The organism is Shewanella sp. 0m-6, assembly GCF_052977325.1.
Genome location: NZ_JBRIMD010000036.1, coordinates 1 through 23759, shown reverse-complemented (window position 1 = coordinate 23759; position 23759 = coordinate 1). Strand labels below are relative to the sequence as shown.

The following is a 23759-nucleotide window of genomic DNA, read 5'->3' as shown; positions in this document are numbered from 1 at the left end:
TATTCCTACATTGGCAATACACGGATCTGCTCACCATCTGCAACCATAAGGGCTGCTGCAGTTTGTGCATCTAAGATCACGTCATCGCTGTCTTCGACTACAACTAAATTAGCAGCTGTAGCCCGATAATCGGCTAATTGGGTATTTGAAACGATATAGCTTGCAGCACCGACTGGCGTGTCACCTATGGTAATGGTTAGTAAACGACTTTCACGTACCGAGCGAATATCATTTATATGGCATTCAACTGTCGGGCCACCATCAAAAATATCAACATAACCACGGCACCTAAAACCTTCCGCTTGCAGCAGGTTAAGTGCTGGACGAGTATTGGCATGAACTTCACCAATGACCTTTTGCGCTTCTTTTGGCAATAAACATACGTAAACCGCATTCTTAGGCATCATTTCTGCCATAAATGCTTTTTGGCTTAAGCCTGAAAGATAGTCGGCCTGCACAAAATCGATCCCTAAGAAGTGCTCTTGCAGCCAGCCATAAAAAGGTGAGTTACCATCTTCGTCACTCTCACCACGCATCTCTGCAATAACCGTTTCACCAAAGCGCTCAGCGTGCTGAGCAAGAAACAGAAAGCGACTTCTTGAAAGCATGCGGCCGTTATTATTTTTACGGTAGCTTCCACGTAGGAAAAGTGTACAAAGCTCGGCTGCGCCAGTGTAATCGTGGCAAAGGGTTAAGGTTTCGACCTCATTACGTACATCGATTTGCTCAGAGTGGTAAACCTCTGTCCCTAATCGATAATGGTAAAAAGCATCGACCATACCTACCGCAGCCTCAATACCACAAGTACCCACAACCTCACCGGTTTCAGTATCTTCTAGTACCATCAAGTAACCTTCATCGAAAGGTTTATCGATCTGCTTAGTAAATGATTCTTCTACTCGAGCAATTTTTCTGCGGAGTAGTGCTTCATTTACCGGTAGAGATGTGAATCCATGCCCTGACTCTTCAGCTATTTGATATAGCGCTTTAAAGTCAGTCGATCGGATTGGACGTATAACTAGCATCTAGGAGTCTCCTCGCTATCACTTGTCGTATCTGTCAGCCTTATCAATATTTGACAAGCACAGCTCAAGAAACGTTCAAGTTATCCTAAAGACAAAAAAGGAGCGTTATCATTGATAACACTCCGTATGCCTTTTAGGCTTCGACAACTTTAGCTACAGCACGTTCAAAACGCGCTAGACCTTCCGCAATATCGGCTTCTGGGATCACTAAAGAAGGCGTAAAGCGAACAACATTTGCACCAGCAACTAGGCTCATAACGCCTTCGTTAATAGCGGCAACTAAGAATTCTTTAGCGCGCCCTTGGTACTTATTGTTAACCACCGCACCAATCAATAGACCTTGGCCACGGATTTCAGAGAATACATCGTACTTGTCGTTAATCTTCTTCAAGCCATCGCGTAATAGTTGTTCACGGTGTTTTACGCCGTTCAGTACTTCTGGAGTATTAACCACATCCATCACTGCATTGCCCACTGCACAAGCTAGCGGGTTACCGCCATAGGTAGAACCGTGAGTACCAATCTTAAGGTGATCAGCGATCTCTTTAGTCGTTAGCATGGCTGCAATTGGGAAACCACCACCAAGCGCTTTTGCTGTTGTCAGCACATCAGGTACTACATCGCCACGCATATAAGCATATAACTCACCTAGACGACCCACACCTGTTTGAACTTCGTCAAAAACTAACAATGCATTATGCTTATCACAAAGTGCACGAACCGCTTTTAAAAATTCAGGATCAGCATCAATAATGCCGCCTTCACCCTGCAATGGCTCCATCATTACTGCACACGTTTTATCTGAAAATACCGCTTCTAATGCTTCAATATCATTAAATGGTACATGAGTAATGCTCTGTGGCTTAGGACCAAAACCGTCCGAGTAAGCCGCTTGACCACCAACACTCACAGTGAAGAAAGTACGACCGTGGAAGGCTTTATCAAATGCGATAATTTGGTCTTTTTCAGCGCCAAACTTATCCATTGCATAACGACGAACGAGCTTAAGTGCAGCTTCGTTTGCTTCAGCGCCCGAGTTAGCAAAATAAACACGATCGGCGAATGTTGCTTCAACTAGCTTAGTCGCCAGCTCTAGTGCAGGCTCGTTAGTCATTACGTTAGATAGATGCCAAAGCTTCTCGCTTTGAGTCTTTAGCGCGCCAACCAAAGCTGGATGACAATGACCTAAACAGTTAACCGCAATACCACCAGCAAAGTCGATGTACTCTTTACCTTCTTGATCCCAAACTCGGCTACCTTCGCCACGAACTGGAATAACCGCTGAAGGCGCATAGTTAGGCACCATAACTTCATCAAATTGGGCACGTGTAAGATTCATAGTTACGCTCATTCCTTCTCATCCTTTGTCATTATCGACCTTATTAGCTGGTCGTATTCCGCTCAATGTCTTTATCTTTTGTTGGTGACATGGCGATTGTTTGTTTAGCTAGAAGGACATTATTAGCGAAAATGTGATCAAAATACCAGTTTTTAACAATCATCAAGAGGAGGAAGAGCGTAAACACTGCATAAAGATTTGAGTTTTAGAATTAACAAAGCAGATATAGCGGGGCTTTAAGCATAAATAGTCATAAAAAAGTTATCTAGCACCTAATTCCATTAGTTATTCACAGTTAATGAATAACTAATGGCCGCATTCAGTTCTAATTAGTTAAGATTTATATAGATAATCACTGATAAAACACCCGTTTAAATCGATAAATTACAGGCCTTACAAGTCAACCAATATTGTATACCATTTATAGCGACTCAAACCGGGTCATGTTGCGTCTGCTCAATATTGCATAAAGTGCACATAAAAGGCTCAAAAAGCTAAATAACAAGCATTGCCACTAGTTTAAAATTCAACCAGACCTGCTGTAACAATAATCGATTTCAAACAAGTTTTTTACACAAAGTGGAAAGGTTAATCTATTAACTCGGCTAAAAGCGAATAGAAAGCGAACCTCAAAACAGGTTTATTCACTCGATTTAATTAAGGCATGGCACAATGGCCAGCTTAAAACAGGGTAAGCTTACGGAAGTTTTGCGCGTCCAAACGGATCTGTTCTTGCTGCGAGAGCTGGTAATAATCAAACATTAATCGGCATTCTGCAGCGCTAATATTGTCTACTTCTTTTAGTAGATAGACTTTGGCGTAGCAATTAGCGCGTTCTATTAACGCCGAGTCTTCATCAAGTTCTGCGTATTTAAGGCTTGTATCGATCGACTTAAAGGTTTTGGTCAAGCGGCTCTCATCAAACTTAAGTAAGCTAAGGAGTTGCCAATTAAGCGTCCGACCATGACTTAAGACTTGCTGGTACACATCACTTGCAGGAAACTCTGTTGCCATCACCGCATCATAGAGCTCTTTATCTCGGCTTGCGCTCGCCTCTCTAAGCCACGTCCCCCACATGTCATCAAATGTCTTTGCACATTGATTAATCACACAAGTGGCACCCAGTTGGCTCATTAAGCTACAACTATAAATAAAGGCTGGGGCTTTTTGGTGTATGGCAGCTAAAGCTTGGGCAGCAATAGCGGCTACGATACTGTAACGCCAAAATTTTCGAGTCAACCACAGCATCTGCGGTTGCCCTGTAGGCATTAAATTTCTAAGGCAAAAATAAGGTACTAATGCCTGGAGGTTTTCAATCCCAATATAGTTAAGCACCAACTTAACATCGGTTACCTGCACATCAGAAGACTTAGGCCTACGGTGCCTAAAGGTGGAACTGTTAACCATATTCACTAAGTCACGCTCAAGCCAAGGTAGAGCGGTGACCAATGGTCGAATACGCGCTAAGTCAACCTGATCTGAATAGAGCAACTCTAGCAAGATGATCTGTTTATCATCTAGCTTTGACTGCTTAAGTACCTGCTCCGGTGACGAGAGTTGATGCTCAATGCTGTTATTCACACTGCTTAGCAATTGCGTAGAGACAGCCTCAAAGATGGCCTTGGCTTGATTCTGCTTAGCTAACCTTTCACGGATGGCCTCACGTTCAATCTCTAGTTTATTGGCATCATCTTCTAGATCGGCATTAGGCTCATCGTCCATGCTAATAGACTTACCCCGACCGACGATCAACTGCTTTAGTAGTCGATGTTCTATCTCTATGATTTGTGCAGGCTTAACCCCACCTGCGACCGAAATTGCCACTGATAAACATGCTCCCTATAACTATTGCTACCAGTCTACCCATTAAACATAAGTTTTGCTAAAGCTGACGGATAAAAAATACAGAACCCACCTTCTGGACGAATTAATCAAAGCAAAAAGGCTCCCTATGGGAGCCTTTAGCTTAAGCACTAAATTCAAAGCTATTTTTTAAGTTCTTGCTCAAATAGCTTGTGGATACGGCGGTATTCATCCAACCAACTCGATGGCTGACGGAAGCCATGTGGCTCCACCGGATAAATCGCCGTTTCAAACATCGGCTTTTCAAGCTCAATCAAACGCTGCACTAGACGCACGCTATCTTGAAAAAACACGTTGTCATCCAATACGCCACTCATAATAAGCAATGGTTTTTGTAATCCCTGTGCATGTTCAATTGGCGAGCTACGCTCATAAGCGATAGGATCGACATCTGGCGTATTTAAAATGTTTGATGTGTATGGCGCGTTATAATGTGCCCAGTCGGTCACAGGGCGCAGAGCAGCTCCCGCTTGGAATAACTCAGGCTCATTAAATAACGCCATAAATGTTAAGAAACCACCGTAAGAACCACCATAAGTGCCAACCTTACCCGCATCAACATTGACGTTAGCCGCCATCCAGTTAACACCATCTTTAAGATCTTCAACTTCTGGCGTGCCCATTTGACGGTAAACCGCCGTGCGCCAATCACGTCCATATCCTTTAGAACCACGGTAATCCATGTCCATCACCACGTAGCCTTGTTGAGCGAGTAAGTTATGGAACATGAACTCTCTAAAGTAACCAGAGAAACCATAGTGAGCATTTTGCAGGTAACCAGCACCGTGGTTAAAGATCACCGCAGGATACTTGTCTGCATTGTCTTGACTGTAACCCTGAGGTAGGTAAACCCGCGCGTAAACATCACCAGCACCGTGGGTCGATGGCACTGCAACGACTTCTGGCGCCTGCCATGCGTAATTTTTAAAATCATCGCTGGTGTAATCGGTTAACTGTTTAAGCTCGCCACCAATAGGCTGCACAAATAGCTCAGCAGGCTTAATACGCGTCGATGCGTTTAGTAGCAGTGCAGTGCCATCTGGGCTTAGAGTGTAATCAAGCTGGCCTTGCCACTCGGTTAACTGCTCATCTTTACCTGTGGCTATTTCAACACGGTAAACGTTATCGATACCAGGATGGGTCTTATTTGCCTTGTAGTAGATAAACTGCGCTTTAGGGCCTAAGGTGATATCACTAACAACAAATTGACCTTGAGTTAACGCTTTGGCTTTTTTACCTTGCTGCTTAAGGTAAATATGTGAAAAACCAGTCTCTTCGGATAGGTAATACAGGTTATCGCTATTTGGTAACCAGCCATACTGATTAAAATTGTAGTTAACCCAGGCATCATCGTGCAGGCGGTGCTGGGTCGTTAAGCTAGCTTTATCTAGATTTACTGTTGCTATCCAGCGGTCTTTATTGTCGACAGCTTCAAGCATCACAGCCACGTTACCGCCTGATTCAGACCACTGAATAGCGCTTTGTGCCCAGCCCCAATCTTGCATCAGTTGCAAGTTACGTGGTGATTTCTCACTCTTGTAGCTCTCACCTTTGGCTTTAGCATTCTCAGCTTTTACCGCAGCAAGTACATCCTCGTCATAGCCTGTTAGACCTTCGATGCTTATGTCTTTCTTAGCGTGAGTATCAAGATCTAACAGTACTAGTCGCTCACCTGGATTGTTATCTTCAGCAACGCGCGCACGTGCAGGCACTGCATCAACATAACCGTCTTTACCTAGGTAATTGGGCATAATGTCATGCTCACCACGCCAGCTATAATCTTTATCTTTTAGCGCAACAATCACATAGCGTCCATCGGGTGACAGGCTTAAATTGGTCACGACCTCTTTATCGCCTAAATACCAAGTCTTTGCCGACATCGTCGGATCGGCTTTAGCAAGCTCAGCCTTATAGTCTTGTTTCGCTGTAGCGTTATCTTGCTGCATCGCTACATACTGGATAAGTCTGTGTTGTTGCTTAGCAATATAGCTTGATGGTTGTTGTACGCCTTTAGGTTCGACCGCCATCTTGATATTGGCAATCTCTTCAACCAAACCTGAATTTTGGTGAATTTTGAAAATGTTATCACCCTGCCAATAAGCAATATCGCCATTATTTAAAAAGCGCACACCATCAATAGCGGTGTTTTGACGAGTAAGTTGAGCCACCTTGCCGCTGTTTAGATCTTTAACGAACAAGTTGCCTTGGTAGATATAGGCTTTACGCGTCTTGTCATTATTGAGCACGCCACGGCGTTGATCGGCGCTATGCAGCTGATTTAACGCTAATTCGCTTGCCACCGTGCCATTGATGCCTTGCTGATAATAGGTTTTAGTCGGGGCGCCGTGGGCTTGTCTGGCAAAGTAGATAGACTGACCGTCATCACTCCAATAAGCACCTTTAGCAAATAGCCCCATCCAATCAGGATTAGCCATGATTTGGTTTAAGGTCAATGCCTGATCGACTTGAGGAGGCGCCGATAAGGCAACTTGAGTTGTTTGACTTGTACTTTGAGCCGCGACTTGAGCTTGCTCAGGAGAAACCGTGGTTGCACTACAACCTGCTAATACTGCCAGTGAAAGTGCACTAAAGCCGACATGACGAATGACGCTTTTCATATCCATCCCTATTATTATTGGTATTTTTGCCGACTTTTATACCACACTTTCGCAACGGACTTGTCTGAAAAAATAGTTAAATTTGTAACAGTTAGTGGTCGTATAGGGGATATCGATAACGTCTAAGCAAAGAGACAAGCAGTAAGAACTAGAAAGATGCTGAGTGAAAATTAGGCGCATACACTTTATGGTGACCAGCCTATACTTAAAGCAGACAGCTAAAGTATTTAAGAGGCTTTATCAACCCGTTGAGTTAACTTATTTTGATGAAGTTCGATAACAGCTCATGACCTTGCTGCGTCAAAATTGACTCTGGATGGAACTGCACCCCATAGATCTTCTTCGTAGGCTGGCTCATCGCCATGATCTCGCGGCCATGAACAGGATCATCAAACCACGCGTCCATAACAAAGCCATCGGGAATAGCGTCTACCAGTAAGGAATGGTAGCGAGTCACGGTAAGTGGATTATTCAAGCCACTAAATAAGCCGCTATCGGTATGAGCTATGGCACTGGTTTTACCGTGCATCACTCGCTTAGCCCTGATGACATTAGCACCAAAAACTTGCGCTATCGCTTGATGCCCTAAACAAACCCCAAGAATAGGTAACTGGCCAGCAAAATGCTCAATGATCGACAGCGATAATCCCGCCTCGTTCGGCGTACATGGTCCTGGAGAAATCACAATATGGCTGGGCGCTAAAGACTCGATCTCATCAATCGTGATTTCATCATTACGCTTAACTAAGATCTCTTGCCCAAGCTGCTGGAAATACTGCACCAAATTAAAAGTAAATGAGTCGTAATTGTCGATCATTAAGATCATAAAAGATCCAAGAACCTATATTGCTGGTTTTATTGCCTTAAGCCAAAGCCGTTAAGCCGCTCTAGAGTCACAATAAAACAAAATGTGGATGATTTGGGCGCAGATGCTACCACAGAGCGAGTGCGTTATCATCTACACAATATAGCCTGCAAACTAACAATAATGTAGATACAAAAAAGCCAGTCTATAGACTGGCTTTTTAAAACACTGGAAACTTACTTTACCAAGGTTAAATGACCGCGTCGTTTTGGCTCTTTAGCCTCTACAGTTTCGGTCTCTGGCTCGCTCGTTTCAACAACAGGTTCTTTCACGACAGAAAGGCCGGTGTCTTCCATATCATCATCTAATTGATACGCTTCTTCGATTTCGAAGACCGTACCGGCACCATTTTCACGGGCATAGATAGCGACAATAGAAGCCATAGGCAATAGTACTTGCTGAGGAACACCGCCAAAACGCGCACTGAACTCAATAAACTCATTCGTGATCTGTAGGCCACCTACAGCACTGTCGGTAATATTAAGTACAATTTGACCATCTTTAACATATTGCTGTGGTACTTGCGTGCCTGGCACGTAAGCATCAACAACAACATGGGGCGTTAACTGGTTATCCATCAACCAATCATAATAAGCCCGCAGCAAGTATGGACGATTCGGGGTTAGCTCTTTCATTAGATACCCATGCGCATTTCGCGCTCAGTCTCAGTCAAAGAAGCTTTGAATGATTCACGATCAAATAAACGTGTCATGTAAGCTTTGATATCTTTAGCAGTACGGCTATCAAGTTCGATACCTAGTACTGGAAGACGCCACAATAGTGGGCCAAGATAGCAATCAGCTAGACCAAACTCTTCGCTCATGAAGTAAGGCACTTCACCAAAGATAGGTGCAATAGCCGTTAGGCCTTCTTGTAGCTCTTTGCGCGCAGCATCAGCACGGTCACCCTTTCTGATACGTTCTACAAGTGCATACCAATCTTCTTCGATGCGGTGCATCCAAAGGCGAGTTTGACCACGTGAAACCGGATAAACAGGCATTAATGGAGGATGAGGAAAACGCTCATCTAGGTATTCCATAATGATACGAGAGTTATAAAGCACTAGCTCTCTGTCTACCAAAGTTGGCACTGTGTTGTACGGGTTAAGCTCGATCAAGTCTTCAGGGATCTCATTAGGATCTACCTGTAGAACATCAACGGTTACACCTTTTTCAGCTAGTACGATACGTACCTGATGACTATAAAGGTCGTCTGCACCTGAATACAGGGTCATGATTGAGCGTTTGTTGGCAGCAACAGCCATTGATACCCTCCGGGATTCACAAATAAAAAGCAAAAAATGCAAACGCAAACGAGGAGCAAGGCTCCCCGTTTACAATTTGCGGATAATACATTCTAACCTTTATTTGGGGTTAGTGTACATCTTTCCAGTACTCTTTCTTTAAGAGGTAGGCCACAATAAAGAATATGAACAGGAAGCCCATCACCCACCAACCTAGTCTTTCACGCTCTAGTTTGACTGGGTCACCGGAGTAAACCAAATAGCCTGTGATATCACGAACCACTTGATCGTACTCTTCAGCTGTTAAGGCACCACCGGTAGCAACTAGTGTTCCATCTTCTTGTTTAACCGGAAGACCTTGAAGGTCTTCAAGTACGTGTGGCATACCAACTAGTGGGAAAATAGTATTATTGACACCAAATGGACGGCTTTCATCTTTATAAAAACCATGTAGGTATGAATAAATCCAATCTTCACCACGTACTCGGGCAACCAAAGTTAAGTCTGGTGGTGAAGCACCGAACCACTTAGATGCATCAGCATCAGGGATGGCGTTCTCCATCAACTCACCAATCTTGGCACCTTCAGGCAGGTATTGAGCACGCATCTCATCGATTGGAACACCTAGATCTGTCGCTACACGATCATAACGCTGATACTGAGTGCTATGACAACCTGCGCAATTCTCTTGGAATAGAGCCAGTCCACGTTGCAACGACGCTTGGTCATTTAAGTCGATGTTAGCTTTCTCTAGAGGTGCTCCGCCACCGGCAGCAACTGCCAATGTCGGGACCAATGCAACTAATGCGATTAATAATTTTTTCATTAGTGTGTCAACCTCTCTGGTACAGGCTTAGTCTTTTCATTCTTACTGTAAATCCAAAGTAGTAAGAAGAAGCCAAAGTAAGTCACAGTAAAGATACGCGCCGCAATCGTCAGGGCTGGAGTAGCAGGAACTGCACCTAAGTAACCCAATACTACGAACGAAACAGCAAACTGACTGATGTTCAGCTTGTGAGCCATGCTACGGTAGCGAATAGACTTAACACTACAACGGTCTAACCATGGCAAGATGAACAGTACCGCAATGGCTAAGCCCATGCCGATAACACCCATTAACTTGTCAGGGATTGCACGCAAGATTGCGTAGAACGGTGTGAAATACCAAACCGGTGCAATATGCTCAGGCGTCTTCATTGGATTTGCCGCTTCAAAGTTCGGCTTCTCAAGGAAGTAACCGCCACCTTCAGGCATAAAGAACAATACATAACAGAAGACGATTAGGAAGCCAGCGACGCCCATGATGTCTTTAACTGTGTAGTACGGGTGGAATGGAATACCATCTTTTGGCCAGCCATTCTCATCTTTGTTCTTCTTAATCTCAATACCGTCTGGGTTGTTAGAACCCACTTCATGCAGTGCAATAAGGTGTAAAAACACCAATACAACAAGCACGAGCGGCAATGCAATAACGTGCAATGCGAAGAAACGGTTAAGGGTTGCGCCAGAGACAACAAAGTCACCACGGATCCACAATGTTAGGTCATCACCAATAACAGGGATTGCACCAAACAATGAGATAATTACCTGTGCTCCCCAGTAAGACATTTGTCCCCAAGGAAGTAAGTAACCCATAAAGGCTTCTGCCATCAACACAAGGAAGATAAGCATACCGAATAGCCACAGTAGCTCTCTAGGCTTCTGGTATGAACCGTAGATAAGGCCACGGAACATATGAAGATAGATAACCACAAAGAAAGCTGAAGCACCGGTGGAGTGCATATATCTCAGCAACCAACCGTACTCAACATCACGCATGATGTATTCAATCGAGGCAAACGCACCTTCAGCAGTTGGTACGTAGTTCATTGTTAACCAGATACCAGTTAGTAACTGGTTAACTAGTACTAACATGGCTAGTGAGCCAAAAAAGTACCAGAAGTTAAAGTTGGTTGGTGTCGCATATTGACCAACATGACGGTTATACGTCGCGGTCATAGGAATGCGTTCATCAATCCAGTTGATAAGATTCTTAACCATTACGCAGCTCCTGTATCAACACCGATAATCACGGTGCTATCATCAATATATTGATGTGGAGGGATAACTAGGTTCAATGGCGCTGGTACACCTTGGAATACACGACCAGCCATATCAAACTTAGAACCGTGACAAGGACAGAAGAAGCCAGAGGCTACGCCTTCAACTTGTTCACCAAACGTGTCAGGTAGGTAAGTTGGAGAACAACCAAGATGAGTACATAGGCCAACGGCTATGAAATACTCGGCCTTAATTGAACGCTCAGGGTTCTGCGCATATGCAGGCTGCTGTGGTTCAACAGAGTCTGGATCGCGAAGCTGAGCATCGATTGCTGGTAGACCATCTAAGATCTCCTGCGTACGACGAACAACCCAAACAGGCTTACCGCGCCACTCAACTCGAATAAGTTGACCTGGCTCTACTTTACTTATGTTTACTTCTACCGGCGCACCTGCTGCTTTCGCTTTGGCACTCGGATTCCATGACTTTATAAACGGAACCGCTACAGCAGCGGCACCAGCACCACCGACTACGGCGGTGGCTGCGGTCAGAAATCTGCGGCGTCCGGTATTGACTGGCGCATTGCTCATCCACTTGTCTCCAGAGAGTGTTGGAATTTTTGTTTTATCTATCTTCTTCAAAGCTGATTTAAACCGAAATTCAAATCTAAACTTGAGGCGGGGCTCATTATAGCCAAAAATTAGAAGCAGATCATAGTTAAAACACTCAACTTAGTTAACTATGTTGCTTTTCGTGCTACTTCTGCATAAAAAGCACGCATCAGCACCAACAAAAATGCTCATTTCTTGTAGCAGAACATTCAAAAACATTTCATTCATTGTCTACTAAATTAGTAACTTAAGTCATATTAATGAATTTTTGCAGACTATAAGATGATAGTTGACTGAATAGGTAGGAATTAGCGTTAGCTGCTAAAGTAGATTAAATTTGCATAAAAAAAGGCCTAACTTGCGTTAGGCCTTTTTATACATCTTTAGGAAAATTATTTTCCAGATGCACTATTCATGTATCTAAAGAACTCACTATCAGGTTCTAGCACCATGACGTCATTGTTACCAGAGAAACTTGCTCTGTAAGCATCTAAGCTTCGCATAAAGCTAAAGAACTCAGGATCTTTAGTATATGCATCTGCATAAATCTTAGCCGCCTCAGCATCACCTTCACCGCGAATAGTCAAAGCTTTACGCTCAGCTTCTGCAGTTTGAATCGTCACACTGGCATCAGTCTTAGCACGGATAATTTCCGCTTGCTCTTGACCTTGAGCGCGATGCTCTTTAGCCACAGCTTGACGTTCTGCACGCATACGCTGGTAAATACTAGTACTGACGTTTGCTGGTAAGTTAATTTGCTTAACACGCACATCGACGACTTCAATACCTAAGTCTTGAGCACTCTCAGCTGCATTTTTAAGTGCATCTGATTGCAATTCATCGCGGCTTCCAGAAACAATTTCTTTAATCGTTCTACGGCCAAACTCGGTACGAAGATCGTTATTGATCTTACGCTGTAGCAAGGTCTCTGCGTTAGCCTTAATACCACCGTTGGTAGAAAGGTAATAACGTTCAAAATCTTTAATGCGCCATTTCACGTATGAATCGACCATTAAGTCTTTTTTCTCAGAGGTTACAAAACGATCTGCTGCACCATCCAGAGTTTGCACTCGCGAATCCATAAACTTAATTTTATCAAGCATAGGGATCTTCAAGTGAAGTCCAGGAGCATAAACACGCGTCACGCCGTCGTCTTTAAGTACCTTACCAAATCGAGAAACGATGGCACGCTCGCCTTCATTCACAACTAAAAGTGAAGATAAAGAGATCGCAATAAGTACCGCTACGATTATCGCTGTAAATCTACCCATCACTTAGTTCCTCCCCGACGGACGTTCACCTCGAGATGGGCGACCATCAAGAGGCATGCTGTTATTATTAGTTGTACTATTTACTGACATAACAGGCGTTGCCGGTTTACTCTTAGTGCTTGAAGAATTATGTGCTTGGTTATTCTGCATCAGCTTATCTAACGGTAGATACATTAAGTTACCGCTATTTTTAGCATCAATAAGTACTTTGCTTGTACCGCTCAGAACTTCTTGCATCGTATCAAAATACATACGTTCACGAGTCACTTCAGGTGCAGCTTGATACTCAGGTAATAGCTGTTCAAAACGAGCCACTTTACCTTTTGCCTCTAAGATTTCTCTTTGCTTATAAGCTATTGCTTGTTGATCCATACGCTGCACAGTACCACGAACCTTTGGCTCTAACTGGCGAGAATATGCTTCAGCTTCACGAATAAAGCGCTGTTCATCTTCTTGTGCTGCAATAGCGTCATCAAAGGCATCTTTCACCTCTTCTGGCGGACGTGCAGGCAAGAAGTTCACATCAACAACCACAATGCCTAATTTATAAGGCTTGATAATTCGCTCAATTTCATCCCATGTATCACGACGAATTTTATCTCGACCCGTAGTCAAAATATCATCCATAGTGTTATGGCCGATAACATAGCGAAGCGCACTATCTGTTGCTTCACGCAAACTAGAGTCTGCATCAACTACGTTATACAAATAATTTTCAGCGTTATTCACTCGATACTGAACATCAAGCTGAACAAGAACGACGTTCTCGTCGGCTGTCAGCATGCTTCCAGAAGCCGGAATTGAGCGAACGGTTTGTACGTTTACTGGTGTCACTTCATCAATAAAAGTGGCTTTCCATTGAAGGCCTGGATCAACTTCACCAATATATGCACCGAAACGGAGCTCTACACCTTTCTCAGCCTCTTTAATTGTATAGAAGCCAGAAAGGCCCCATACAACAACGGCAATAACAAGGACTATTATTAAACTGACACCGCTAACGCTGCCACCTGAGCCATTGCCTTTCCCGCCGAAGCGCTTAGAAAGATTACGAAAAACTTCATCTAGATCTGGTGGTCCTTTATCATTACCACCCTTATTTCCCCAAGGGTCTTGACCCTTGTTACCGGGCTCGTTCCAAGCCATTTAGTACTCCATAAGTGTATGAAATAAACGAGATTACTAAAATACTTAATTATGCGACGACGGTGTCGACGACAAAAGTCTCTATTTCACCTTGGCTCTGTTTTACGAGTCGGCGCCAATCGGCCTCCAACAAGCGAACAGAAATCATACAGTTCCCCAGATCGTCATACTCTTTCTGCTGTATTACATCCAGTTTATAAAACTGGCCGAGATAATGCCCCGCCGAAGCAGGGATTTGCAAGGTTAGCTCTCGAGTTGCCTTACCAACGAGTTGGTTAATCGCCTCTTCAACTAATTCCAAGCCTTTTTGCTGCTGAGCAGAAACCCAGACTCTAATTGGTGTCCCCTCATCATCGTAGTCGATGTGAGGTTTTACCTCATCCAATAGATCGATTTTATTGCATACGATCAACTGTGGAATGTCTATAGCATCGATCTCTTTAAGCACGCTTTGTACTTGCTTAAAGTTATCCCCCATTTTTTCATCTGCACTATCGACCACATGCAGAAGTAGATCTGCCTGCTGTGTTTCTTGCAGTGTTGCTTTAAATGCCGCAACTAAATCGTGGGGTAAATGCCTAATAAAACCAACGGTATCAGCAAGAATCACATCACCGTCTGGTAAATCTAACTTACGTAAGGTTGGATCCAGCGTCGCAAACAGTTGATCAGCAGCATAGACATCTGATGTCGTTAAACCATTAAACAGTGTCGATTTACCCGCATTGGTATAACCCACCAAAGACACTGTCGACATCTCGCTGCGCTGTCTTGCTCTACGACTTTGACCTCGTTGTTTATCGACTTTATCTAAACGTTTATTAATCGTGCGGATCCGGCCTCTCAATAGACGCCTATCGGTTTCTAATTGAGTTTCACCTGGACCACGAAGACCGATACCACCTTTTTGTCGCTCTAAATGCGTCCAGCCTCTGATCAAGCGCGTTGACATGTGGCGCAATTGCGCTAGCTCCACTTGTAACTTACCTTCGAATGTTCTCGCTCTTTGAGCAAAAATATCCAAGATCAAAGTTGTTCTATCGAGTACACGGCACTCGCATAGCTGCTCAAGATTTCGTTCTTGAGCCGGACTTAATGCGTGATTAAAAATCACGACATTTGCATCAGTTGCCGCAACCATCGCAGCCAACTCTTCCGCCTTACCTGAACCCACAAAAAATCTGCGGTCTGGCGAACGTCGACTCGTGGTAACGACTCCTATAGATTGAGCACCAGCCGATTCAACCAGAAGTTTTAATTCATCTAGGTCTTCTCGGTTGTTTTCATCAGCAAAGTCGATATGAACAAGTACCGCTTTCTCTCCCGCCTCATAACGATCAAACAAAAAGCAATCTCCTTAGCAAATTACTTTTCATCGCTATCGTCATGCTGAGCGTTATAGCCAGCTTGACCATTTGTCGGCTGATGGTTAGTCACGTTAAATGGACGTGAAGGTACCACAGTAGAAATGGCATGCTTGTAAACCATTTGGCTTACTGTATTTTTAAGCAAAATAACAAACTGATCGAAAGACTCAACTTGTCCTTGAAGCTTAATGCCGTTAACAAGATAAATAGATACTGGAACGCGTTCACGACGCAAAGCGTTCAAAAACGGGTCTTGTAAAGATTGCCCCTTTGCCATTTTCTAATTTCCTTTTTAATTAAAATTAATAGTTATTCTAATACGATAAAACGTTATCTTTGGTTTTAGTATTATACAGCGGTAGCCAATAAGCTAGCGACTATGTCGCATTACTTCCGCGAGATTATTTTCAGCTCCGCTTTCTAGCCATATTAAATCAGGCCAACCACGTAACCATGTTAATTGACGTTTGGCTAATTGCCTAGTAGCAACAATAGCTTTTTCGACCATAGTATCATAGTCAATTTCACCATCTAAATACTGCCAGCACTGCCTATATCCTACGCAACGCATAGATGGCAGTTCTAAATGTAAGTCGTCTCGAGCTTTTAAAGCCTCAACTTCAGCAGTAAACCCTTGTGTTAGCATGGTCTTAAATCGAGTTTCTATAGCCTTATGTAACACCTTTCTATCACTTGGCGCAATCGCAAATTGCACCGCTTCGTAAGGGAATGCTTCAGACTTAGTCTTAGTTAGCTCAGTTAGAGATTGGCCACTGATCCGATATACCTCTAGCGCCCGAGCGAGTCGCTGTGGATCATTTGGATGAATTCGCTCTGCTGAAACAGGGTCTATCGCTTTTAATTCATCGTGTAATGCTTGCCAACCTAACTCTTGTGCTTCGCTAGCGATCTGCGCTCTAATCGCTTCATCAGCCGCAGGAAGCGGTGATAAGCCTTCTAGCAAGGCCTTAAAGTACATCATGGTGCCACCAACCAGCAATGGCGTCTTTCCACGATTCAAAATATCTTCAATCTGAGCCAATGCATCACGTCTAAAATCTGCCGCAGAATAACTTTCCGCGGGATCAATAATATCAATCAGGCTATGGGGAGCCGCAGCTTGTTCACCAGCGTCTGGCTTAGCGGTACCGATATCCATATCTTTATAAATCAATGCAGAATCCACAGAGATAATTTCACAGTTATACTGCTTAACAAGCTCAATCGCTAATGCGGTTTTACCAGAGGCTGTTGGGCCCATTAAGGTAATAACTTTATGTGATTTTTTATCGGTCACTCTGATTTTCTTTCATCCATTGTTCCCAAGGTAAATCTTGGGATTGATTATAAAGCTCGCGCTGCACATCATCAGGCAAGGTATTTAGGGCAAACCATGCTTCACCTGCTGAGGTAAATCGATTCGCACCTTGTTCAGCAAGCCACTTAACAACCGCTGCATCACTTGGTAATTCTAATTGAATCCACTGCAATAATTCAGGGATTAAAACAGCTAATTGACTATCTCTTAGATATGGGGGCACTTTCTTAATAATCAACTGCCCAAGGCGAATTGATAACTCAACGCCTAACTTTCGCAGTAACTGCTCTCGATTGTCTATAATAGCTTGCCAATCATCATCAACTGCAACGGCGACCGGCATCAATAAAGGCTGACCAACGAGCCCTTGTGCAAACTTAGCTGCGATCTCGGCTTTTAGCGCCGCCTTTGCCACTATGGTAATGCTTAATAACGATATTTTATCATCTTTAACTAGCACCCAATATTCTCCAGCGATAACCGCTGGCATATTTGCCGCATGCGCGTGCGATATCCCACGCTGGTATTCTACAGAAGGATCAATGCTAGACCGAGTTGACTCTTGCTCATATTGATGAGCGTTTAAATCACCACTATTTGGCGTATTCGTTTGTGTACTTAATAATTCCCCGTAAGCACGAATACTACTTTGAGATGGTATATGAACCTCATTATTTCTCGCGGCAGGTTTAAGTGGGCTTCGATAGCTTGAATTGCCACTCGAATAATCACTCTGACGGGTAACAGAATGACTATCACGTACACCATAAGAAGCCGATGGCTTAGGTTCAATATTGGCTGAATACTGAGACGTGCTTACCGCCCCTCGTGTTGGGGTCACTTGCCTATCTGGCATTTGCTGCAAGTCAGATTCTGTATTTAGCCCAAGCTCCATAGATTGAGACATTGCCGATTGCAGCGCCTGCAAAATAAAGTCGTGCACATAACGGCTTTGGTGAAAACGCACTTCATGCTTAGCCGGATGCACGTTAACATCGACCTGATGTGGGTCGAGATCAAGCATTAACACATAACCAGGAGACACACCTTGGGCATACTGCGCAAAAGCTTGACGTACAGCGTGGTTAACCAGTCGGTCTTTCACCAAACGTCCATTAACATAAAAGTATTGAGTTTCACTGTAGCCGTTTGCAGCACTTGGCGATTGCAGATACCCACTCAAACTTAAATCATTGTGCTGACACTCAATCCGCAGGCAAGTCTCAGCAAATGCTTTGCCGCAAACCTGCCCTAAACGTTGAAGATACTGGATCTCAGTATTCGCGGGTCGGTAGTTTCGTACCGTCTTACCATTGTGTTTAAGGGTAAAATGAATATCTCGCCTTGCCAAAGCAATACGCTTTAACCACTCATCGATATGAGTAAACTCTGTTTTGTCACTCTTTAAGAAACGACGTCTTGCTGGCGTATTAAAAAACAGATCAACCGCTTCAACCGTGGAGCCTACAGGGTGTGCAGCCGGCAGGACTTTTACCGCCATTTCAGTGCCTTCGGCATGCGCTTGCCACGCCTCGGTTTGGTCAGCGGTTCGTGAAGTTAAGATTAGACGCGATACAGAGCTAATACTCGCCAATGCCTCACCGCGAAAACCAAAACTTAGAATGGCCTCTAAATCATCGAGTGACTTAAGCTTTGATGTTGCGTGCCGTGACAGCGCTAAACTTAAATCCTCTTTAGGGATCCCAGAGCCATTATCACGGATCCGAATAAGTTTACAGCCACCTTTATCAATCTCAATATCGACCCGTGTAGCACCAGCATCAAGACTATTTTCAACTAACTCTTTAATGACAGATGCTGGACGTTCTACCACTTCACCTGCTGCGATTTGGTTTGCTAATTGAGGCGGTAACTTTTCTATAGCCATGGTTTACTCTTAACAGCCTAAGCTCTGGGGATAATCAGTCTCTGACCGATTCGAATGCTATTTGATTTAAGGTTATTGGCCTTTTTCAAACTGTTTATTGAGACCTGATAACGATGGGCAATAACAGATAGCGACTCTCCACTGCGAACCTTATGCTCAACACTGCTTTTACTGGCCAACATTGAGTTCACTGGCGGGTTGGCTTCAAAATACTTCACTACGCCTTTATGAATGGCTTTAGCGACATTATTTTGATGATCGCGTTGCGACAACAAGCGCTCTTCTCTGGGATTAGAGATAAAACCTGTTTCAACCAAAATAGAGGGAATGTCCGGCGATTTGAGTACAGCAAAACTTGCAGATTCAGGCTTGCGTTTATGCAGCTTGGTCACCCGTCCTAGATTTGATAGTACATCTCCAGCTATGTTATGGCTTATCGCCATAGAACGATCCATCGACATATCTAATAATGTCATCGCAAGATACTGTTCATTATCTGTATTTTGTATAATCTCTCCGGCGCCACCGAGCAGCTCGGAATGTTTCTCTTTTTGCTCTAACCAGCGACCAATCTCACTGTTGGCACGGCGCATTGACAATACCCATACCGAGGCACCTTGGGGCTGAGGAGAGGTAAAAGCGTCGGCATGTATAGAGATTAAAAGGTCTGCTTTACTGTTACGAGCAATTTCAGAGCGCTTATTTAAGTTAACGAAATAGTCCCCTGTACGCGTCATAACAGCGCGCATACCAGGAGTCGCATTAATCTTTTTAGCGACCTTTTTGGATATTTCTAATACTAACTTTTTTTCATATATACCCGTCGGCCCAATAGAGCCAGGATCATCACCGCCATGACCTGCATCAATTGCAATAATGACATCTCGTAATTGATTTTTTGGCTTACTAACTGGAGGCTTTTTTGCTGTAGAGCCACCGCTATCTAAATCAACCACTAAACGATTACCGTATGGGGCAGTTGCTGGCAGTGCAAATAAGTTAGCTTTTACTGGCTTAACCAGATCAATAACTAAGCGCAAAGTCCCTTTTTCTGGTGGCGTGCTCTTGCGCACCTTTTTGACGAGTTTACTGTTGTTTTTAATCTTATTTAAATCAACTTTGTTAGATGATTTTTTTAAGTCAACAACTAAGCGATAAGGATTTGTCAGCGTAAAATAGCTATAATCAGGGGACTGGCTCAAATCAAAAACGATACGTGTTGACTCTGGCGCAGCCCAAATCCTTACGCTGTCGAGCTTATTCGCACTCTGCGCAAAAAATGAAGCACCAAAACTCACAAGAAGTAAAAATACTCTAAATATATTACTGTTTATTATCATTATTATTTAGGGCCGCTAATATTTTTTCGCCTGCAACAGAAAGCGCCTGTAACTCAACTTGTCGTCCAGTATTAACATATTTAATATGGATATGTATATCAGCACCCGGTAATAAACCATGACCACGGTCAGGCCACTCTACAATACACAAGCTGCGCTGAGTAAAGTAATCACGGATCCCCATAAATTCTAATTCTTCTGGATCATATAAACGATAGAGATCGAAGTGATACACATCTAACTTATCTAGCTCATAGGGCTCAACCAAAGTATAGGTTGGACTTTTTACAGCCCCTTGATGCCCCAAACTTTGAATAAGTCCACGGCTAAAGGTCGTCTTACCCGCACCTAGATCACCGCTTAAATAAACAGTTAAGGGAGGCGTGATAAGGCTCGCAAGCTTTCCACCTAAACTAACGGTTTCTTGTTCATCATTTAAATTTAATATCATTGATTGCGTATTCATTATGAATCGAAAAGCGTCCTAACTAAAACAGAGCGTAGAATGCAGTACTTTAACCTAATCACCTAGCTTTCTAAACTAGATTTCATTAACTAACTGACGAATATATGGCATCAAATCACTGGCTAACATGCCACGCTCACCTGATTTAGCCGCTAAATCAGCCGCATCACCGTGGATCACAACGCCCAAACAGGCCGCTTCCATACTGCTGTAACCTTGGGCCATCAGCCCACCTATCACACCGGCAAGTACATCGCCGCAACCACCACTGGCTAAACCAGGATTTCCCACAGGTGCTACAACACACCTATCACCATTGCAGATAATGGTTCCAGGGCCCTTTAGGACGATGACACCGCCATATTTCTGCTGGAGTAGCCTTACGGCCTTAAATCTATCCTGCTCAACTTCAACAATGCTAAGACCAAGCAACCTCGCCGCTTCTCCAGGGTGAGGTGTCAACACCCAATTCTTGCGCGTCATAGGCATAGTTTTTAGCAGATTTAAACCGTCCGCATCGATAACACATGGTTTATCTGTCAGATCTACGGCCTTAAGCAAGTTATAACCCCAATCACTGGTACCAAGTCCTGGACCTATAACCAATACTGAAGCCCAACCTAACTTTAGGTAAACCTCCATATCGACCAGTTCACAGGCCCAAAACATCAATTCAGGCCGATTAGCACTCACTATCAGTTGGTGATCAGGTCTAGAAATAACAGTCACTAAGCCCGCACCGCTTCTTAAGCATCCTTCAGCGGCTAGGCGAACAGCTCCAGCCATACCATGATCGCCACCTATGATAGACACTTTACCGTTATTACCTTTGTGAGCGTCTCTTCTACGCGGTACAAAAGCATTGACTAATGTTTGACGACTTATCTGCTCTGCACTTGCTAGCGTTAAGAACTTATCAAGCCCTAACTCTGCAAGAAGTAACTCTCCACAGTAATGACGGGCTCGACCAGTAAGCAAGCCTTGCTTAATACCTGCAAAAGTCAAAGTCACATCAGCCTCTATTGCACAGCTCGTAACGTGGCCAGTATCAGGATTGAGCCCAGATGGAACATCCAAGCTTAGCACCCAAGCATGACTTCGGTTTACCGCATTAATAATGCTCGTCAGCTCAGCACTTAGTTCACCTAAAACCCCAGTCCCTAATAGGCCATCCACAATAACCATTGCCTGTTCAATCTCTGTCTCACTAAACTCACAGATCTCTCCACCAGACTTGATGAAGCATTGAATAGCCTCTGTTAGCTCTTCACTCGGACGACTCGCTGTACTTGCTTGTAAGGTAACGTCAAAACCCGCCTCCAATAACAAAGCAGCCGTGACATACGCATCAGCGCCGTTATTCCCATGACCAGCAAGAACAAGGATCTCATCGGCATTGGCTTGCTTTTCACTTATTAACTGAAATGCCGCCGCTCCGGCTCTTTCAACCAATTGATATAAGCTAACGTTACCAAGATTAACGGCATCAATTTCAGCAGTTCTAACTTGCTCAGCTAGAAATAAAGGCGTTGTCAGTAAGTTTCGCTCGCTCATATTTAAGCTCCTAATCGAGGGTCGGTGTTTAATTTAGTAGCTTAAAGGCCTTGGCTTAAGTGCAAATGAATCAAAAACTGCAAATAGATAAGCTAATGTTGATCTACCGCAATTATAGTTAAGCAAGTTTTAAACAATAGCGATCAAAAAAGGCACCTCTCGGTGCCTAATTGCCAAGCTATTGCAAGTCACTAGATATCATCCATTCTAATACTGCTATGAACTAAGCGCTGTTGCTGAATTTTTTCGACTCTAACTAAATCTTCTAATGCGCCTTTAGTTTCTGTATTAGCAGAAGAGTTAGCAGTTTTCTCCAACAACGCAATCAAACGATTGTCGAGATCAAGATGCAACTCTAATACATCATCTTCTGTCATATTCGCGGGCAAGGTTAACTTTTGGCAGTTAGCGATAAAATCTTCAAAAACCACATCTTTATACCAAGTATCAAGCACTTTTTTAGGAGCGTCATCGATATAGTTTTCTAAGTTATCGGCTGTTTGGCGCTCATGCTGTTGAAAATACTCCAGCATCAACTTAACTCGCGAAGAGTCTGCTTGAGCATGTAAACGGTTATAAAGCTGTGCCATTTCTATGCGGCATGTTGCGACATAATCTAAAAGTTCGCTGAGTTGTTGAATACGCATTTATCGTTCTCCTTAGTCAGCCACTTGATGTGACAAGACTAAATTTTAGTCTTAATTAATTATGGTAGGAAAAGTCGACTAAATATTTGAACACCGTCAAAGTTTGGAAATACCAATATCGCTTAGTTTAGACATTATTAAAGAAACTGGCGCTCGATCACGCCAAAAACTCCCCCCTCCCCAAAAAATATCTGCAACTAAAGGTTATACTTTGATTTTCAGCCCAAAGCATATCTCGTACACCACGCTACGAGTTCTTTGTTCGAACATCATCGACCCTATATCGCAAAACATTTTAAGCTTTGTTTCTATTGGGTTTTGGGTTGTTTTTTTTGTTTGGATTTAGATTTGGGTTTTGCTTAGGCATCTTGTTAGAGGAAGGCTGGAGCAGCTGCGGATTTAAACTCGAGTGATCTAAGCCTAAGTAATTTAAACAGCAATGGGTTCGAACTCGACTCCTTCCACGAGCAGGTCTATCCCTTAGCAAAAAAGGGGATCAACATTTTTTACGAGCACAACGAAGCTAAGTTTGTTTTGGATATAGTTAAAAAGGAGTTTTCGTGAGATAGGAAGATTGGAGCGAGCTTCTGACTTAAACAAGAGTGGGTTCGAAGCGGCTTTCTATAACAAGCAGACCTATACCTTGGCAAAAAAGAGGTATCAATATTTTCTACGAGCACAACTGAGCAAATGCTGCATGAACATATAAAACTTTGTTTTATTTAATTTTGAAGTTTAAACAGGATATTACATGGAGAAAGATTGGAGCGACATATCGGGTTCGAAACAAACAACCGATGACTTATACCTTGGTAAGGTATCACCCTTTTGCTCTAATAAAGAGTCAACTGAGCTAATGTCGCGTAAATTTTTTTAAATTGGAGCGACATATCGGGTTCGAACCGATGACCTATACCTTGGCAAGGTATCGCTCTACCAACTGAGCTAATGTCGCGTAAATCTTTACTTTGATTGGAGCGACATATCGGGTTCGAAACAAACAACCGATGACTTATACCTTGGTAAGGTATCGCCCTTTTGCTCTAATAAAGAGTCAACTGAGCTAATGTCGCATAATCTTTTTAAATTGGAGCGACATATCGGGTTCGAACCGATGACCTATACCTTGGCAAGGTATCGCTCTACCAACTGAGCTAA

General features: G+C 43.5%; 20 protein-coding genes and 3 tRNA genes. All 23 read right to left on the bottom strand.

Features of this window, described 5'->3' with window-relative positions; all coding sequences use genetic code 11:
* Positions 1-5: 5 nt before the first annotated feature.
* Complete coding sequence (astA, locus tag ACVBJC_RS18675; protein WP_447162419.1) at positions 6-1025, bottom strand: arginine N-succinyltransferase; 1020 nt, start codon at positions 1023-1025, stop codon at positions 6-8.
* Positions 1026-1158: 133 nt separating this feature from the next.
* Positions 1159-2376: an aspartate aminotransferase family protein gene (locus ACVBJC_RS18670; protein ID WP_447162420.1), complete on the bottom strand. Its 1218-nt coding sequence runs from the start codon at positions 2374-2376 to the stop codon at positions 1159-1161.
* Positions 2377-3045: 669 nt separating this feature from the next.
* A complete protein-coding gene (locus tag ACVBJC_RS18665; RefSeq protein WP_447162421.1) occupies positions 3046-4188 on the bottom strand; it encodes an HDOD domain-containing protein in 1143 nt (380 codons plus the stop codon).
* A gap of 161 nt (positions 4189-4349) precedes the next feature.
* Entirely contained in the window at positions 4350-6845 is a 2496-nt protein-coding gene (locus ACVBJC_RS18660; RefSeq protein WP_447162422.1) for a prolyl oligopeptidase family serine peptidase, read from the bottom strand.
* Positions 6846-7098: 253 nt separating this feature from the next.
* The gene (locus ACVBJC_RS18655) at positions 7099-7671 is read right to left on the bottom strand and encodes an anthranilate synthase component II (RefSeq protein ID WP_447162423.1); all 573 of its coding nucleotides are present in this window, start codon (positions 7669-7671) and stop codon (positions 7099-7101) included.
* 215 nt (positions 7672-7886) lie between these two features.
* The gene (locus ACVBJC_RS18650; protein ID WP_447162424.1) at positions 7887-8345 is read right to left on the bottom strand and encodes a ClpXP protease specificity-enhancing factor; all 459 of its coding nucleotides are present in this window, start codon (positions 8343-8345) and stop codon (positions 7887-7889) included.
* Complete coding sequence (gene sspA, locus ACVBJC_RS18645) at positions 8345-8974, bottom strand: stringent starvation protein SspA (RefSeq protein ID WP_012156731.1); 630 nt, start codon at positions 8972-8974, stop codon at positions 8345-8347. Before sspA ends, ACVBJC_RS18650 begins: the two co-directional genes overlap by 1 nt.
* A 109-nt stretch (positions 8975-9083) precedes the next feature.
* The gene (locus tag ACVBJC_RS18640; RefSeq protein ID WP_447162425.1) at positions 9084-9779 is read right to left on the bottom strand and encodes a cytochrome c1; all 696 of its coding nucleotides are present in this window, start codon (positions 9777-9779) and stop codon (positions 9084-9086) included.
* The gene (locus tag ACVBJC_RS18635) at positions 9779-10993 is read right to left on the bottom strand and encodes a cytochrome b (RefSeq protein WP_447162426.1); all 1215 of its coding nucleotides are present in this window, start codon (positions 10991-10993) and stop codon (positions 9779-9781) included. Before ACVBJC_RS18635 ends, ACVBJC_RS18640 begins: the two co-directional genes overlap by 1 nt.
* Positions 10993-11583: a ubiquinol-cytochrome c reductase iron-sulfur subunit gene (gene petA, locus ACVBJC_RS18630; RefSeq protein WP_447162427.1), complete on the bottom strand. Its 591-nt coding sequence runs from the start codon at positions 11581-11583 to the stop codon at positions 10993-10995. The genes ACVBJC_RS18635 and petA overlap by 1 nt, the downstream gene beginning before the upstream one ends.
* A 413-nt stretch (positions 11584-11996) precedes the next feature.
* Positions 11997-12875: a protease modulator HflC gene (gene hflC, locus ACVBJC_RS18625; protein ID WP_447162428.1), complete on the bottom strand. Its 879-nt coding sequence runs from the start codon at positions 12873-12875 to the stop codon at positions 11997-11999.
* A 3-nt stretch (positions 12876-12878) separates the two neighbouring features.
* Positions 12879-14021: an FtsH protease activity modulator HflK gene (gene hflK / locus ACVBJC_RS18620; protein ID WP_447162429.1), complete on the bottom strand. Its 1143-nt coding sequence runs from the start codon at positions 14019-14021 to the stop codon at positions 12879-12881.
* A 49-nt stretch (positions 14022-14070) separates the two neighbouring features.
* Positions 14071-15366, bottom strand: a complete 1296-nt coding sequence (hflX, locus tag ACVBJC_RS18615; RefSeq protein WP_447162430.1) for a ribosome rescue GTPase HflX — start codon at positions 15364-15366, stop codon at positions 14071-14073.
* Between the two features lie 20 nt (positions 15367-15386).
* Complete coding sequence (hfq, locus tag ACVBJC_RS18610) at positions 15387-15665, bottom strand: RNA chaperone Hfq (RefSeq protein WP_447162431.1); 279 nt, start codon at positions 15663-15665, stop codon at positions 15387-15389.
* A 93-nt stretch (positions 15666-15758) separates the two neighbouring features.
* Positions 15759-16685: a tRNA (adenosine(37)-N6)-dimethylallyltransferase MiaA gene (miaA, locus tag ACVBJC_RS18605; protein WP_447162432.1), complete on the bottom strand. Its 927-nt coding sequence runs from the start codon at positions 16683-16685 to the stop codon at positions 15759-15761.
* Positions 16675-18594 carry a DNA mismatch repair endonuclease MutL gene (mutL, locus tag ACVBJC_RS18600; RefSeq protein ID WP_447162433.1) on the bottom strand — a complete coding sequence of 640 codons (1920 nt, stop codon included), beginning with the start codon at positions 18592-18594 and terminating at the stop codon, positions 16675-16677. Before mutL ends, miaA begins: the two co-directional genes overlap by 11 nt.
* A 17-nt stretch (positions 18595-18611) precedes the next feature.
* On the bottom strand, positions 18612-19934 hold the full coding sequence (locus ACVBJC_RS18595) for an N-acetylmuramoyl-L-alanine amidase (RefSeq protein ID WP_447162434.1): 1323 nt from the start codon (positions 19932-19934) through the stop codon (positions 18612-18614).
* Complete coding sequence (gene tsaE, locus ACVBJC_RS18590) at positions 19918-20385, bottom strand: tRNA (adenosine(37)-N6)-threonylcarbamoyltransferase complex ATPase subunit type 1 TsaE (protein WP_447162435.1); 468 nt, start codon at positions 20383-20385, stop codon at positions 19918-19920. Before tsaE ends, ACVBJC_RS18595 begins: the two co-directional genes overlap by 17 nt.
* A 90-nt stretch (positions 20386-20475) precedes the next feature.
* Positions 20476-21954 carry an NAD(P)H-hydrate dehydratase gene (locus ACVBJC_RS18585; protein ID WP_447162436.1) on the bottom strand — a complete coding sequence of 493 codons (1479 nt, stop codon included), beginning with the start codon at positions 21952-21954 and terminating at the stop codon, positions 20476-20478.
* A gap of 191 nt (positions 21955-22145) precedes the next feature.
* The gene (locus tag ACVBJC_RS18580; RefSeq protein WP_447162437.1) at positions 22146-22601 is read right to left on the bottom strand and encodes a hypothetical protein; all 456 of its coding nucleotides are present in this window, start codon (positions 22599-22601) and stop codon (positions 22146-22148) included.
* Positions 22602-23364: 763 nt separating this feature from the next.
* Positions 23365-23464 (bottom strand) — tRNA-Gly (locus ACVBJC_RS18575).
* 16 nt (positions 23465-23480) lie between these two features.
* Positions 23481-23556 (bottom strand) — tRNA-Gly (locus tag ACVBJC_RS18570).
* 18 nt (positions 23557-23574) lie between these two features.
* Positions 23575-23674 (bottom strand) — tRNA-Gly (locus tag ACVBJC_RS18565).
* Positions 23675-23759: the final 85 nt, after the last annotated feature.

What these genes read in the sequence shown, in the direction of transcription:
- astA (WP_447162419.1), bottom strand. Translation starts at nt 1,025, where the DNA reads ATGCTAGTTATACGTCCAATCCGATCGACTGACTTTAAAGCGCTATAT.
- ACVBJC_RS18670 (WP_447162420.1), bottom strand. Translation starts at nt 2,376, where the DNA reads ATGAGCGTAACTATGAATCTTACACGTGCCCAATTTGATGAAGTTATG.
- ACVBJC_RS18660 (WP_447162422.1), bottom strand. Translation starts at nt 6,845, where the DNA reads ATGAAAAGCGTCATTCGTCATGTCGGCTTTAGTGCACTTTCACTGGCA.
- ACVBJC_RS18655 (WP_447162423.1), bottom strand. Translation starts at nt 7,671, where the DNA reads ATGATCTTAATGATCGACAATTACGACTCATTTACTTTTAATTTGGTG.
- ACVBJC_RS18650 (WP_447162424.1), bottom strand. Translation starts at nt 8,345, where the DNA reads ATGAAAGAGCTAACCCCGAATCGTCCATACTTGCTGCGGGCTTATTAT.
- sspA (WP_012156731.1), bottom strand. Translation starts at nt 8,974, where the DNA reads ATGGCTGTTGCTGCCAACAAACGCTCAATCATGACCCTGTATTCAGGT.
- ACVBJC_RS18640 (WP_447162425.1), bottom strand. Translation starts at nt 9,779, where the DNA reads ATGAAAAAATTATTAATCGCATTAGTTGCATTGGTCCCGACATTGGCA.
- ACVBJC_RS18635 (WP_447162426.1), bottom strand. Translation starts at nt 10,993, where the DNA reads ATGGTTAAGAATCTTATCAACTGGATTGATGAACGCATTCCTATGACC.
- petA (WP_447162427.1), bottom strand. Translation starts at nt 11,583, where the DNA reads ATGAGCAATGCGCCAGTCAATACCGGACGCCGCAGATTTCTGACCGCA.
- hflC (WP_447162428.1), bottom strand. Translation starts at nt 12,875, where the DNA reads ATGGGTAGATTTACAGCGATAATCGTAGCGGTACTTATTGCGATCTCT.
- hflK (WP_447162429.1), bottom strand. Translation starts at nt 14,021, where the DNA reads ATGGCTTGGAACGAGCCCGGTAACAAGGGTCAAGACCCTTGGGGAAAT.
- hfq (WP_447162431.1), bottom strand. Translation starts at nt 15,665, where the DNA reads ATGGCAAAGGGGCAATCTTTACAAGACCCGTTTTTGAACGCTTTGCGT.
- mutL (WP_447162433.1), bottom strand. Translation starts at nt 18,594, where the DNA reads ATGGCTATAGAAAAGTTACCGCCTCAATTAGCAAACCAAATCGCAGCA.
- ACVBJC_RS18595 (WP_447162434.1), bottom strand. Translation starts at nt 19,934, where the DNA reads ATGATAATAAACAGTAATATATTTAGAGTATTTTTACTTCTTGTGAGT.
- tsaE (WP_447162435.1), bottom strand. Translation starts at nt 20,385, where the DNA reads ATGATATTAAATTTAAATGATGAACAAGAAACCGTTAGTTTAGGTGGA.
- ACVBJC_RS18585 (WP_447162436.1), bottom strand. Translation starts at nt 21,954, where the DNA reads ATGAGCGAGCGAAACTTACTGACAACGCCTTTATTTCTAGCTGAGCAA.
- ACVBJC_RS18580 (WP_447162437.1), bottom strand. Translation starts at nt 22,601, where the DNA reads ATGCGTATTCAACAACTCAGCGAACTTTTAGATTATGTCGCAACATGC.